This is a genomic window from Ktedonobacter sp. SOSP1-52 (assembly GCF_016587395.1).
The window spans coordinates 1,404,175-1,418,481 of the sequence record NZ_BNJH01000001.1; the positions used below are offsets into that span (position 1 = coordinate 1,404,175).

11 protein-coding genes are annotated in these 14,307 nt (G+C 55.4%); 3 read left to right on the plus strand and 8 right to left on the minus strand.

Annotated features, from left to right (window positions below; genetic code table 11):
- Positions 1 to 134: 134 nt before the first annotated feature.
- The 3 genes from JMJ16_RS06415 to JMJ16_RS06425 form a co-directional block, all read right to left on the minus strand.
- On the minus strand, positions 135 to 1,058 hold the full coding sequence (locus tag JMJ16_RS06415; RefSeq protein ID WP_201379394.1) for a GNAT family N-acetyltransferase: 924 nt from the start codon (positions 1,056 to 1,058) through the stop codon (positions 135 to 137).
- 205 nt (positions 1,059 to 1,263) lie between these two features.
- Positions 1,264 to 4,080, minus strand: a complete 2,817-nt coding sequence (locus JMJ16_RS06420; protein ID WP_201379396.1) for a tetratricopeptide repeat protein — start codon at positions 4,078 to 4,080, stop codon at positions 1,264 to 1,266.
- A 124-nt stretch (positions 4,081 to 4,204) separates the two neighbouring features.
- Positions 4,205 to 6,175, minus strand: a complete 1,971-nt coding sequence (locus JMJ16_RS06425; RefSeq protein WP_201379403.1) for an NAD(+) synthase — start codon at positions 6,173 to 6,175, stop codon at positions 4,205 to 4,207.
- Between the two features lie 133 nt (positions 6,176 to 6,308).
- On the opposite strand from JMJ16_RS06425, the gene JMJ16_RS06430 reads away from it, so the two are divergent.
- Positions 6,309 to 6,632: an L-rhamnose mutarotase gene (locus JMJ16_RS06430; protein ID WP_201379405.1), complete on the plus strand. Its 324-nt coding sequence runs from the start codon at positions 6,309 to 6,311 to the stop codon at positions 6,630 to 6,632.
- An 83-nt stretch (positions 6,633 to 6,715) separates the two neighbouring features.
- On the opposite strand, the gene JMJ16_RS06435 is transcribed toward JMJ16_RS06430, so the two are convergent.
- The 3 genes from JMJ16_RS06435 to JMJ16_RS06445 all read right to left on the minus strand — a co-directional run bounded on the left by JMJ16_RS06435 (position 6,716) and on the right by JMJ16_RS06445 (position 10,638).
- On the minus strand, positions 6,716 to 8,257 hold the full coding sequence (locus tag JMJ16_RS06435; protein WP_201379407.1) for a DUF4129 domain-containing protein: 1,542 nt from the start codon (positions 8,255 to 8,257) through the stop codon (positions 6,716 to 6,718).
- A gap of 534 nt (positions 8,258 to 8,791) precedes the next feature.
- The gene (locus tag JMJ16_RS06440; RefSeq protein ID WP_201379409.1) at positions 8,792 to 9,565 is read right to left on the minus strand and encodes a hypothetical protein; all 774 of its coding nucleotides are present in this window, start codon (positions 9,563 to 9,565) and stop codon (positions 8,792 to 8,794) included.
- Positions 9,566 to 9,777: 212 nt separating this feature from the next.
- Positions 9,778 to 10,638: a DMT family transporter gene (locus JMJ16_RS06445; RefSeq protein ID WP_201379411.1), complete on the minus strand. Its 861-nt coding sequence runs from the start codon at positions 10,636 to 10,638 to the stop codon at positions 9,778 to 9,780.
- Between the two features lie 264 nt (positions 10,639 to 10,902).
- On the opposite strand from JMJ16_RS06445, the gene JMJ16_RS06450 reads away from it, so the two are divergent.
- Positions 10,903 to 11,709 (plus strand): metallophosphoesterase, encoded by an 807-nt coding sequence (locus JMJ16_RS06450; RefSeq protein WP_201379413.1) that lies wholly within the window; start codon positions 10,903 to 10,905, stop codon positions 11,707 to 11,709.
- A 139-nt stretch (positions 11,710 to 11,848) separates the two neighbouring features.
- Positions 11,849 to 12,721, plus strand: a complete 873-nt coding sequence (locus JMJ16_RS06455) for a MurR/RpiR family transcriptional regulator (protein ID WP_201379415.1) — start codon at positions 11,849 to 11,851, stop codon at positions 12,719 to 12,721.
- Between the two features lie 42 nt (positions 12,722 to 12,763).
- On the opposite strand, the gene JMJ16_RS06460 is transcribed toward JMJ16_RS06455, so the two are convergent.
- On the minus strand, positions 12,764 to 13,195 hold the full coding sequence (locus JMJ16_RS06460) for an N-acetyltransferase (RefSeq protein ID WP_201379417.1): 432 nt from the start codon (positions 13,193 to 13,195) through the stop codon (positions 12,764 to 12,766).
- A gap of 119 nt (positions 13,196 to 13,314) precedes the next feature.
- Positions 13,315 to 14,232, minus strand: a complete 918-nt coding sequence (locus tag JMJ16_RS06465; RefSeq protein ID WP_201379419.1) for an AraC family transcriptional regulator — start codon at positions 14,230 to 14,232, stop codon at positions 13,315 to 13,317.
- Positions 14,233 to 14,307: the final 75 nt, after the last annotated feature.

A 14,307-nucleotide genomic window follows, 5' to 3' on the forward strand; every position in this document is an offset into this window, starting at 1 on the left:
TCGTTCCTCCAAAAATAATCTTATGCCATCAATATACGCTAATTGCTCAGTAAAAGCAAGAGGAATTTTACAATCCGTCCAATGGTCATGTGTGGAGAGGCTCGCAGGCACAGCCTGGGCGCCTCTCCACACATTTACACTTTTTTTGAGAGCCAGTGGTAGCCGTAGAGCCTGTGGAAGCCTGCGGCGGCGCCCAGGCCTAGCATGGCGGCATTATCGCTGCTGGTCGTGAAGGAGGCTGTGTCGACACCCCGCGCTTTGAGATAGCGCAGGCCGCTCAGGAGTACAGCCTTGCCCAGTCCTCGGCGCTGGTAGTCAGGGTGGACACCTATGGGATCGGTATAGCCCCAGTTGCGCCCACTCTGCGCGTTCTCCTCGGAATGCACCTGGCAGATACAATAGGCGACAAGCATCCCACCTGGAGCCTCGATCACCAGATCCCCACGAGGATCATAATCTGGCTCGCACATGATTGAGAGGCGCTGCTCGATGGTCATATTCTGTGTGCCGAAGACGGCGCGATGCAGTGCAACACATGCCTCGGTCTCCGCTTCTCCCGCCACATGTCGCGGCCTGTAGCCCGCTGGCAGCTTCGGTTCAGGAATCTCATCGGCAAGTGTCCGCACCATCACGGGTACCTCACCCTCTTCAAGCACAAATCCTGCCTGGAGAAGGTAGCGTAGCCGCTGCTCATCGCTATCGCGGCAATTGGTTCCTAAATCCCGCTCTTCTTCGCCCGCTCCACTGGCGGTGCGCACCTCCGTCGCATAGACGATAATCTCTGCGGGAATGCTCGTCTCCCATGCCATCGGATGTATCAAGAATGAGAAGAAGCCAGACGGAAGCGCCACATTCGCATAAGCCAGGAGCTGGCCCTCGCCATCCTCCCACAGCCGAATATGCGTATGCTGTCCCTCCCGCACCGGATTAAGAAACTCATGCAGATCCGTCAGCGAGGGATAATCGGCTACGTTCTCAGGTATCGTACATGCTCGGCGCAGCGCCAGCACCGCTGGCTTATCCACCTCCTCAACATAAGCCCGTGTCGTAAATGTCATTTGGCCTCCTGCCTTTCCATTAAAAGCAAACAAACAATTACAGACCGAGTAGTGCTTCTAAACAGCATACCTACTTTTACTTCCCTAAGAATGCCCCACGCCCAACCGGAGAAAAAAGGTAGGTTGTGCGGCTGCATCCCCGAATGGGGGTTTACAAGCACCTACCTTTTTCTCCTGCCGGGCGTGGGAGGTTGCGGAAGATGCTTCACACCCCATACCGCTCCAGCAGCGGTCTGGCATACTGCTCAAAGAACGACGGATTATCCTCCCGCAGCCAGTAGAGTGGCCTCAATAACACCGGCGGTAAGCCATTCGCCAGCGCCTGCTCGATCGCCTCGATAGCCAGGTGCGGCCTTCCTCGATAGTAGTATGCACACAGCATTCCCTTCCAGAAAAGCTCCTCTTCCGCTTCAGGGTCTTCTCGAAGCATCTCTTCTAATTTCTTTAGCCCTTCTTTGAGCTTTCCCCGCAGCCCAAGCGCGACTCCTAGACAAAGTTGAGCCGTAGATTCTTGTGGGTTAATTGCTGCAATCTGCTCCAAACGTTCCGCCAAATCCAGTCCAGGTCTTGTATTGGTTAAAGATGCGAAAGTGTGCATCCATTTAGTCATCACATATTCGGGGCCTTTTCCTGTTGCGATTGCGAAGTCTTGTTGTGCCTTTTCCATATCTTTAACATGTAAGTACGAATATCCTCGACCTAAGTAGGCAATAGCGTAGCTGGGATCGAGGCGGATAGCAGTGTTAAAGCTGTTAATGGCCTTGTCAAACTGGTGTAGTTCGGCATAGGTAATGCCTTGTACAATGAATGCATGTATATGCTTCGGTTCTAACTCAATGGCCTGATTTAAAAAGTGGATGCCCTCATTGTATCTTTTTTCACCGTGAAGTTTGTAGCTAAGGTCATAATAAGCTTCAGCTAATGCTTTTTTCAGCTCTTCTTCTTGAGGTAGTTGTTCAAACGCTTTCTCATACCATTCCACTGCCTTTGCTTCATTCTGTCCGCGATTTGCCTTTCCAAGGTGCCAGTAGAGGGCGGCCTCAAGTTCTTGAGGGTAATTCAATAGCGCTGGAAGCCTTCCTGGTGACTGAGAATAGAGCCTGTGGAGTTCTTCAAGTGCCAATGCTTCTGAGGATGACTCCTGCCTATAGAAATAAATAAGCCCATTGGTTGCCCAATTCCACCTGCTTTTTTCTCGCATAGGAAGTGAATTAGCGAAGAAGGCTCCTATTTGCCTTGTCTCACGATTGATCCTACGGTTATAGATGGTTGCCACGATCATAAATGGCAGCAGGTGGCGCAGGCCCTCGGTGGGGTCGAGCCAGTAGAGTTGCTCGCAGAGGTCGAGGTAGAGGGCGGTCCAGTCTTCGTCTTGCAGGCGCTCTTTGAGGGTGCTATATGCTCGCCGCTGCTCTAGCGCTTGCAGGGCGGTCTCTATGCTCTCTTTCAGCGAACTGTTGATGGCCTGGATCTCTGGCTCTTTGCGGCGCTCCAGGAGGAAGAGGCGCAGGAAGTGGCGTACCTCCTGGTGGAGCGAGGGCTCGCCCTTCTCGGTGAAGATGAAGCTGTAGCGGCGGTGCAGGTGGTTGAGCGTCTCTTTGTAGCGTGTCTTTGCCTCTTCGGGCGTCAGGCCGAGCGCCTGCGCCAGGATCATGGGCTCATCGGAGCGTCGGAGCAGGGCCAGGGCGTAGAGCTTGCCGCGCTCGCTCTCGTCGATGCGCGTATGCTGGAGGTAGCGGTAGACCATCTTGTCAATGATCTCTTTGCGCCCCTCAACCTCTTCGGTGACCTGATTGATATCCACGGTCTCGCTGTAGAGCGCTGCGGCAATATTGACGGCCAGGGGAATGCCCTTCGTGACATCCCAGACGCGCGTGATCTCGTCCTGTGCTAGCATTGGCAGAGGTGGCTCACAGGGGAAGCGCTGGCAGAGCAGCTCGAAGTACTCGCGGACGTTGTCGGGCGTGAAGGCGCCGACGTCTTCGGAGTTGAAGTTGATCGAGAGGCCGCGCTCGAAAGGGACAAGGTCTTTGTAGCCATACTCGGGCGTGGTGCTGCGCTCACGCTGGCCCACTCCCGACCAGAGGTTGTCGCGCCCGGCGATAATCCAGCCCACGCGGGGTCCCGCCGCGGCCATGACCAGGCGCAGGAGCTGATCGCCCTCGTCGACCTCCTCGTAGGTATCGAAGAAGATCAGGAGGGGATAGTTCGCGGCGCAACGGGCCAGGTCCCGCCCCAGCGCGAAACCCAGCCGCCGCGCCGGGTCCAGATACTCCTCCAATCGCTCGCCCAGGCGACGCTGAAAGCGCTGATAGAGGTAGGCTATCTGCTCGCCCGTCAGCTGGAGTAGCGCGTCCGCCCCCTTTTTGACCTTCTCGTTCTGGACAATCCCCTTGCTTCCCGGTACATAGGTGCTGAGGGCGCTGGCCACGATATCGATGGTTGCCCCGCGCAGGGCCGAGCCGAGATCATCCTGCTCGCGCCTGACCTCCTCCAGAATCTTACCGCTCTCGCGTCTGACCTTCTCCACTTCGCCGACCGCCTGCTGATAGGTGCGAAAATCTCCAGATTGTCTGTCGAGCCTGGAGGCGAGCTGGGCGCACAGATCCTTGTAGTATGCCAGCGGGTCGAGGGCCTGCCCCTGGGAGGGCTGAGAGGGATTATAGATCGTGCGCCGCCCCTCGACGGCGAACTCCCAATCCACAGGACCGCAGAGCGTGACCCGCCCACCCAATCCCTGCTCGTTCGCCTGAGCCGCAATGCCATAGTAGCGGTTGAGCAGTGTGCTCTTGCCAAAGCCGCCGCGGCCATAGAGCATCACGACCAGCCCCAGCAGCTTGTTGCGTGGCGAGGGCAGCTCTGGCGCGCCGGGCGCGTTGAACTCCTCCTGGGCCAGCATATACTTCCACTCACGCAGCAAGCGGCAAAACTCGGCCATCTGCTGCTCGCGCCCAATAAAGATCTGGTTAAAGTCGAACGGTTCCTGCGCACCCTGCGCGCCTGGCTGAAGCGAGTGTGCCATCTACCCACATCCTTGCGCAATCTACAATTTTTCTTCTTCTATAGAAGAACTCCTTTCCAGCCTTTATTATATCCCTGGAATAATTATGTGCTGGGGGCTGGCTACGCCAGCCCCCAGCACATAATTATTCCAGCTCCTCCAGCTCCTGGCGCCAGAGGGCGCTGCTGGCGTCGCTGGGCATGCGCCAGTCGCCACGGGGCGAGAGGGCCACGGAGCCTACTTTGGGGCCATCAGGCATGGCTGAACGTTTGAACTGGGCGGCGAAGAAGCGCTGGTAGAAGGTCTTCAGCCACTCCAGGACCTCGGCGGGCTGGTGGTGTTTGGCGAAGACCTGGCAGGCCAGCCAGTAGACCTTGCGCGGCGTGAAGCCGTGGCGCACCACCTGGAAGAGGAAGAAGTCGTGCAGCAGGTAGGGGCCAATAGTAGCCTCCGTCTCCTGTACAAGCGCGTCGTTCTCGCCCAGGGGCAGCAGCTCGGGACTGATGGGTGTGGCGTTGATGTCGTGCAACACCTCGGAGGTGACGCCGCTATAGACGCTCTCGGCGCACCATTCGATCAGGTAGCGCACAAGCGTCTTAGGCACTCCGGCGTTGACGTGGTACATCGACATGTGGTCGGCATTGTAGGTGCACCAGCCCAGGGCCAACTCGGAGAGGTCGCCAGTACCCACCGCCAGGCCGCCAACCTGATTGCCGATATCCATCAAGATCTGTGTGCGCTCGCGAGCCTGGGCATTCTCATAAGTTACATTGTGCAGGTTGGGATCGTGTCCGATATCTTTGAAGTGCTGGAGAACCGCGTCGCGAATGGGGATCTGGCGCAGGGAGATGCCCAGAGATTCCGCTAGCCGCTCCGCATTGGAACGTGTGCGGTTCGTGGTGCCAAAGCCAGGCATGGTGATTGCTACAATCCCTTCGCGTGGCAATCCCAGCATCTCGAAGGCCTGCTGGACGACCAGCAGGGCTAGCGTCGAGTCCAGGCCACCAGAGAGGGCAATCGTAATATTTTTGATGCCTGTATGCTTGAGGCGCTTGGCCAGACCCACCGATTGGAGGTGGAAGATCTCCTGACAGTGTTTGGCCCGCTGCGAGGGATCGGCGGGGACAAAAGGCGTTGGCGTGAGATCATTGCGCAGGAGTTCTGCCTGTTCTCTTGATCCAACTCCCTCGGGCAGGTTGAAAGCCAGCGTGCGATAGGCCCTATCGGGAAGGGCCGAGGCGAAACTGCTATTGCGCAGGCGCTCATGGTTCATGCTCTGCACATCCACGTCGGCCACGGCCATCTGAGTGGAGAAGTGGAAGCGCTCCGTCTCGGCCAGCATACGCCCGTTCTCGTTAATGTAGGCGCCCCCGGAGAAGACCACGTCGGTCGTGGACTCGCCCGGTCCCGCCCCCGCGTAGAGGTAGATCGCCAGGCAGCGTGCCGCCTGCTGCTGGATCAGCGCGCGTCGATACTCGGCCTTGCCCAGGATCTCATCGCTGGCCGAGGGATTCAGGATCACGGTCGCCCCCGCCAGGGCCATGCTGCCGCTGGGCGGCTGGACCGCCCACAGATCCTCGCAGATCTCAATACCAAACATACAGCCAGGGAAATTGTTGGCGGAGAAGAGCAGGTCGGTCCCAAAGGGAATGCTTTCGCCCGCGAGTTGAATCTCGCTCAGTGGGGCATCCTTGGCGGAGCTAAACCAGCGCTCCTCATAATACTCGTTTGTGCTTGGCAGATAGGTTTTGGGGACGATGCCCAGGACTTTGCCATTGCTGACGAAGGCGGCGCAGTTGTAGAGCTTTCCTCCCAGGTGCATGGGCAGGCCCACAACGGCGGCTATCTGTGCCTCTGCCGCTGCCTGGGCGATTGCGAGCAGGGCCTTGCTCGCCTGATCGAGCAACACGGATTGATAGAAAAGATCGGCGCAGGTATAGCCGGTGATGCATAGCTCAGGAAAGAGGGCCAGGCGGGACCCGCGTGCCGCCGCCTCCCGTAGCGCATCAATAATAATCTGTGTATTATAGCGAATATCCGCCACGCGCAATTCTGGTACCACGACCGCGACACGCAGAAAACCTAGCGAGGTCGGTGAGAATAGATCTTGCTTCACGTTATTCCCTCTTCTCTCCTCTGATGAAGTACCTTTGAGTATAGCACATCTGAGGTTACCTGGCTGGCGTCTTCTCATTGACAAAACACTCTTTTCTCGCGTACTCTTATCTTCGAGGAGGGAGATTCAGAACATGAAACGCTATGGACAGATTATCGGGGTAAAACCAGGGCAGATCGAGGCCTATGAGCGCATCCATGAGGAGGTCTGGCCGGAGGTTCTGGCCACAATCGAGACCTGCAATATCCGTAACTATACTATTTTTCGCCACGGCACCCTGCTCTTTGCCTATTTTGAATATATTGGAGACGACTTCGCCGCCGATATGGCGCGCATGGCCGCCGATCCCAAGACGCAGGAATGGTGGCAGCACACCGATCCCATGCAAGAACCGCTCGCCGACCGGGCCGAGGGCGAGTGGTGGTCCGTCATGCGTGAGGTCTTTCACACCGATTAAGAAGAGTGCCTCTATATTGATATTTGGAATTAATTGTGTGATACCGGGTTGCCACAGGCAACCCGGTATCACACAATTAATCCTCACCTTACCTTGGGGCGTAGCTCCTGCCAGCTCCGGCGCATGGCTGCTATTTCGTCTTCGCCTGGTTGGGTGCCGCTGTAGCGCGTCATAGTGTACACATTGGTTAGCTGGGTTAGTTCTCCTTCTCCAGCGGGCATGGATTCAAGCAGGCGCTGGCGAAACTCGGCCGGAGTCTCGTCAATACGGCGCGCATAACCTGCCTTGAAGGCGTGGCGGAGAAATGCACGATAGATCTCGCGTACCGTGCGTGTGGCAGGCTCGCCTGTAAGCTCTTCACTCCAGGCTATGTCTTGCTGCTTACGCATACGTAGATGCAGCGTGCTCAGGCCCCTGAAGATGCCTTGCCAGAGGCTCTTGAAGAAGGCCTTGAGTTGCTCTTTAAAAAGTTCCCAGGACCACGCGCTGGCGTATATCTCTACAATGATTTGCTGTGTATGACGCCTCCTCGCGGCCCGCGCTATCATCCACCTTGTGCTTAAGATGAGCACTAGTACGACTGCCAGAATGCCAGCTGCCAGGCGCAGCAAAATGCTCCACTCTGGATCGGCCTGTCCTGGTCCAGGTTGTTTAGCTACTTTATGCTTGCCACCAACGTTTCCGTGAGGAGGAACCTGATCTGTATGCAAAGACTTTAACCAGTGGAAGAAGGGATCAGTCAACTGAGCCAGCCAGTTGGGCGAGAGTATAAAGGTAATCAGCAGAGCCACCAGGAGTAGCACGAGGCTAAAGAGGAGGAGGTTGAGTAAGAGCTTTCCCTCCTGTGCCCGGACACTCCCCAACAATCCTTGAGCGTGATAATGCTCATTGCGCTTCTCTGCCGCCTTCGCCAGGGTATGGGCTAGCAGACCCAGAAAGAGGAAGCCCGGAATGACCAGCAAGAGCGCGCTGTCCGTGGTGTTTACTCCCCCAATCGTACGCACCAGCAGTACGCCCAGGAGAAGGCCAATCCCACTCTTGAATACCTGTACGATGTCTTGTGTCTCGATCTCCTTCCTCGACAGGATGAGACCCCGGACGCCGAAAAAGCCTATAAGCATGGCAATGAAGAGCGCCTGGACGATATAGAGGGGATTGTTGGTAATATCATCGAACGCGAGGGCCAGCCAGCGCGGATCAAGCAGGAAGGCTTGCTGAGTATACCACTGGACCCAGATCACGACCAGGAGCAGCACCAGAAGCGACCCCGAGTACCAGCGTGTGGTAAGCTGCCTCAGTCTTTTTAACGTAACGCCCCCGCTTTGTGAACGCCGCGCCAGCCAGAAACCAAGCAGCCGCTGCATAGTTTGTGCCAGCCAGAGCAAGCCACAGGCCATAAGAAAGAGCCACCAGACTGGAGCAACCTGGTCAACTTCTCTAAAAGGTGGAAAGTTCGCCATGCCCTTTAACACTACCAGGACGATACAGGCATCGATAGACGCCAATAAATAGGGTAGGAGGCGTTCACCCATGCTGCCAGACGTATTTGCGTGACGATATTGTTTATGTTTCAGAGCCGTATGGCTATCCTGTGACGTGGCGGCTAACGGCGAGGATAGTGGCATGTGGCATCTCTTTCTTAGAAAGGGCAATTCAGACAGAATGCTTTAAAGCTTGCTAGCATGATATAAGAGTAATTGCATATATGTGGTTAATACGCATTTTTATAACTAGATATCACAAAAGGGGATAAATTTATAAAAGCACGGCCCTCGCTTTTAAAGCAACGGATGACGCTACTAATGCTCTTTGAAAAAATAAGGTGGGAATAGCAGGCGAAACATCATCATCCACCATAGGCGCCCGCTTTAGCGCGCGCAAGGCGATTTATCGCAGGAATACAGGAAAACGAGTATCTCCCTCTACCGGAACGATGTTCCAGAGGATGCGTCAGCAGGCCATGTACGTCCTTGCAACCCGGTGCCACTGCGATAAATCGCCTTGCGCGCGCTAAAGCGGGCGCCTATGATATTGCAAAATAGGTCGTTTCGTATTCCCAGACTATTTTCTTAAAGAGCATAAGTACGCGTCTACATATAAAGGTACGACGCGCCCGTACCTTTATATGTAGACGCGTACTTTAGTAGCGTCGTGCCATTCTAGACGCAAGAATTGGCGCTATTCGACCATTCCTTCTGGATGGTATAGTTCCCCTCCTGACGGGTCTGCCAGGCGCAGATGTCGCCAATCTCGCCATTGGCCTGATCGTACCAGCCCTGCCCGGGGAGCGGGTCCGTGATCGCCTCGCACAGTTCATGCGAACTGGTCGATGTGAGCGAATCGAACGCACTGAGATTATTGGTGCAGCCTGCGCAGTCGGGGTAGGGCATGACGGCATAATAGACCTTGTTGTTGATGGCATTGTGATAGCCGCAGAACGAAGAGCAGGAGCTATCACCACTCATCGTGACCGTTGTCCCACTCGGCAGGTATACAAAGTAGAGCGTATTGGCCGTGGGTTGTGGTAGCGTAGAGTTAGCAATCGCATCGGTTATAAATTGCTGGATCTGGTCGTCTGTGACATTAGAGCCGGGCTCTGAAGTGGTAAGGGTCGTCGTGCCAGAGCGACTCCCGCGCCCAATCTTCTGCTCGACGGTGCTATACTCCGCCATCTGGTCCAGCAGAGGACTGGTCAGGATATAGTCAAAGAAGGAGTTCAGCTTCTGCGCGAGGTCGCTCTCGGGTGCCTGCTGCCACTGCGAGCCCCAGAAGACGGTGTAGACCTCCACAGTGGTAAGCAGGGGACCATTGTTATAGACAAGCTGCGCCGTAGGAGCAGCTGTTTCTAGAGAGGGCGAATGTACAGGAACAATGCGAATGGGTTCGTCGTATGAGGGGAGGCCGGTTTCGGATGAGGTGAAGTTGCTCGCCATAAAATCCATTCTCCTTGCGTTAAAGACGACGGTGTGCGCGTTTTGCACTCTCCCATTCTATCTCACGAGGTCAAACTCAACCAGAGCTCCTCTGCCGTTAAAACAACTATTGGCTTCCCCGAGGGATTTCTGGCAAATTGAAGAGCCCATGCTTGCATGGGCTCTTCTCACCATGTGATATGCCTACCTCTCCGCACCGTTGCCAGTCATTATTAGCTGATCGCGAGAAGCGTAATCCCCGCCAGGATAAGCGCGGCCGAGACTATGCGCCGCGCGCCCTGCTTCTCCGCCAGGAGACGTGTCCCCATCAGGGTGCCGATCAAAACACTGCTCTCGCGTAGTGGCGCGACCTGGCTGACTGGATTCGAGATCAGAACAAATAGAATGATCAGGTAGGCCAGGGGAGAGAGAATAGCAACCCCCAGTACCCCCAGGCGCTGCGATCTCCAGGTTTCCTTGACCTGCCCCCAATGCTTTAGCGAAGCTGGCAGCAGCAAAACAGCCATCACAATGCTTGGAAACTCCATCATCAGTAGCGGCGAGGTATGCAGCGTACTCACGGCCTCTTTATCCCACAGCGTATAGATAGCGATAAACACACCTGTGAGGAGGGCATACAGGATAGCGCGGCGCTTCCCCTCAGCAAAGATGCGCAGGGGATTCCCAACCAGGAAGACGATCCCCACGATAAGCAGCGCGATGCCCACTAGCGCGCCCACCGCTGGCCTCTCGTTAAAAATCGCGATGGCGAAGAGCGTTGAGAGCAGCGGACCCGTGCCGCGCGCCAGAGGATAGGAGAGCGAGAGGTCCCCAGTCTCATACCCTCGCTGCAAGAAGAGAAAGTAGGCCAGGTGCAGGCAGGAGCTCCCTAGCGCAAAACCCACCTGGACCCAACTGAACGACGTATGCCCGGCGAAGAGCACATACGATAACACTGGCACATAGATAATGCTCGACAGCACATTAAATAACCAGACAAAACCCTTGCTATTCCCCGCCCTCTTCGCCAGAAAATTCCAGCTCGCATGCAAAAACGCTGCCACAAGCACTAGCAGAAACACAAAAGGACTCATAACGTCACCTAGCCTCCTGCTCTGAAAAGAAATATTGTTTCCTAAAATAAAGATAAAATAAAGTTTCATTTCTGTCAAGGAAAATAAACGATAATATGTGTATGATGCGGATTGCCCGGCACTGCCGGGCAATCCGCATCATACACATATTATCGTTGAGCGCCGCAGGCGGGAAAGCTTAACCCCCCTTGACAGAAACTTTATTTCTCTATACACTAAAAGAAATAAAATTTCATTCGTTAATGAGGTAAGGAGAAAAAAGGCATGGCTTTCTCTTTTGTGCAGATTACCGACCACCACCTGGGGGAGACCGAGTCTCAATTGATGAAGGGGTACTCGACCGCACATGCTGTACGCAAGGTGCTGCGCCATATCGCGGAAAATGTCGGCGAGCGTATCGATTTCTTGATCACGACCGGCGACTTGGTCAATGATGCGTCGGAGGTATCTTATAGCAATTTCTGCCAGATGTTTCAGTTGCAGGCTGTCTCCGCTGCGCCGGGACCAGCGTTAGTCACACTAGAGGGCTTGCAGGCCTTCCCTATGTATTTTCTGCCTGGCAATCACGATGACCGCGAGCTGTTTTTCCGCTATCTCTTTGCCGATACGCCTTCCATGCCTCTGATGAATGTTAGCTTCCAGCACAAAGGCGTGCAATTTATCTGCCTGGATTTTGGCGCGGGCGATGATGCTGTGGTTTATCCTGAGACCCTGGCCTTTCTCGAACGTTCATTGCAGACCGGCCTGCCATCTGTGATTGTGACACATCATCACATGGTTCCCATTGGCATGTGCTGGCTCGACACCTTCTTTCAGGATGAAGAGAAGAGTGAAGTGTTCTGGAATATCGCGACCAAATACCAGGCGCAGATCCTGGGTGTGCTCAGCGGCCATGTGCATACAACATATGAGAAAATTGCGCATGGCATCCCCGTCTTTGGCCTGCGTTCAACGGCGCCCCAGCCCGTGTTCCAGAATGAGCCGCTCTTTTGTCTTCAACCGTTGCACTATCGCCTGGTGACGGTTCAAGATGGCATCCTCACTACGCGGATTTTTGAGGTCCCGCTATAACAGTTGTGAAGTCCCGTTGTAACAGGTAGTGGGTGTGGTGCGTGCTGGTGGTCGGCGACCACCAGCACGCACCACACCCACTAACCCGGCGAGCGCCGCAGGCGCGAGAAGTCACGCAAACAAAAGGAAGGTCATACTCATGTCGCAATCACAGGAGCGCCCCCTCATTTCAGAAGGCGTCCAGGCGCGTTTACGTGCCGCCTCGCAGACCTTGACCGAGGCCGAGGGACGCGTAGCACAGTTCTTTGAACAGCACCCCGAGGAGGCGATTCATCTCTCGGTCCAGGCCCTGGCACAGCGCATTCAGGTCAGCGAGGCAACCATCGTACGTTGTTGCCGCTCGCTCGGTTACCAGGGATTACGCGACCTCAAACTCGCCCTGGCGGCGGAGAGTATGACCCCGCTCCATCAGATTCACGAAGACATTTTACCGGATGACAGTGTGGGCGTGGTGGCGCGTAAAGTGCTCCAATCGGATATCCAGGCTATCGCCGACACCCTGGCCGTGCTTGATGAACAGCTCTTAGAGCGCGCGGTCGAAGCCCTGGCAGGAGCCACGCGCATTGAGTTCTATGGCATTGGTCCCTCCCTGCCTGTCGCCTTGGACGCCTATTATCGCTTCCTGCGTATCGGCCTAACCGTGACCGTAACCCATGACGCCGTGATGCAGGCGGTCTCGGCCGCGAATCTGCCCCCAGGCTCCGTCGCCTTCGCCATCTCACACTCTGGTCGCACGCGCGAGACACTGAACGCGCTCCGCTCAGCCCGCGCCGCTGGCGCGTTCTGCATTCTCCTGAGCAGCCATGTACACACGCCGCTCAGTGAGTACGCCGATATCGCCCTGATCACCGCCTCGCGCGAGACCGCCTTCCGTACCGAGGCCCTTACCAGCCGCATTGCCCATCTCAGCGTGATCGACGCCCTCTACGTCGCCGTCGCCTCGCGCCGCTCCGAGTCATCCCTCATCGCCCTCGAACGCTTCTCCGAAGCCATTGACGAACACCTCTTGTAAGAGATCTCTGCGATTGTGTTGTAGGGTCCATGCTCGCATGGACTAACAACGCTCAACCTTCTCAAATAATGTAATCCAGAGTCCCGGTATGACCTCTCTCTCCCCTATCTCGCTAAAGCCCAGACCTTCGTATAGCCTTTTAGCAGGTAAGTTCCTGGCTCCCGTTGAAACGATAATCCTCTCTCTCCCTTCCTCAACCCCCTCCACAAAGCTTACAAGCGCCTTGCCGATGCCACGCCGGAAATAACTGGGATGAACCACCAGGCGGTAAATATCCAGGAGGCCCCCCTCTTTCTTATACGAGATTGCGCCCGCCAATCTGTCATCTATCCAGTAGCCATAGAAGATCTCGTCACTGTTTTGAAGCGTCTCCAGGTCCTCCTGCAAGGCTGGAATGGCGAACGAGCCGATCAGTTCCGCTTCAATCAGGTAGGCCGCTCGCTGCATCTCCAGCAGCTCTTGTGCTTGTGTCATGTCTTGTAGGTGTATTTTTCCTATAGACAAAAGATCCCTCTTTCTGTGGAACATATGTGCCAGTAGCTGTGTACGCGAGTAGCGGACCCGCCAGAGTAGCCGCGTACGCCAGTAGCGGGCTAAGCAAGCTTGCGATACCGGGCTGGAGGAATGCCTACTTCGCGCTTAAAGGCTTTGCGAAAGGCTACTTCCGACTCATAGCCCAGTCTCTGCGCGATTTTCTCTACCTCTACTCCCTGTTTAAGCAGGTGAGTTGCCATGTGCATACGCCAATGTGTGAGGTATTTCATGGGCGGCTCTCCCACAAGTTGCGTAAAGCGCGAGGAGAACGCGGAGCGAGAGAGGGCGACCGCCTCAGCCAACTCCTCAACCTTCCAGCCGCGTTCGGGTGATTTGTGGATCAGGCCCAGGGCGGTGCTGATAGGTTGGTCGCGTAGAGCTGCTAACCATCCTTCAGTGCCCGTCGCTTGTTGCGCGATCCAGACTCGGATAACCTGGATAAAGAGCATCTCGGTCAAGCGCCGCAACATGACCTCTGTGCCAGCTTGCTGCAAGGTCGATTCATAGGCCAGCAAACTCACAATATTGGCAAATCCCTGCACCATGCGCCCCTGTTCTCCAGGGATATGGATGACTTTAGGGAGATTTTGCAGCAAGGGGTAGTTGCTCGGATTCTCAAAATGGAACGCCCCACAGAGTAGAACTGTCTGTGTTCCTTCACCCTCAAAGGGATAAATTTCGTACTCACCATGTGCATCATAGTCCAGGTGGACCGCTGCCTGGGTTAGGGGCGAAGTTGGTTCATCGCAGATAGTGTGGGCCTGTCCATGGGGGAAGACCACAACATCTCCATCTTCGACTCGCAGAGGTGTGGCATCTCCCTCAATATGTAGATAGCCACCGCCAAAATTGAAAATGTGAAATATGCTGTCTTGACTGGCCAGAAAATCAAAACGCCAGGGAGGGGAAACCTCGGTACGTGAACCAAGCCAGCCTTTCAACTCTAGTGTGTTGAGCACATTTGTCAGGATATCCATGATAGTCTCCAAAATTTGGACGTTCAGACATATATTGTGGACAGTATGGCATAGATTATCTCATCCTTCAAGGAT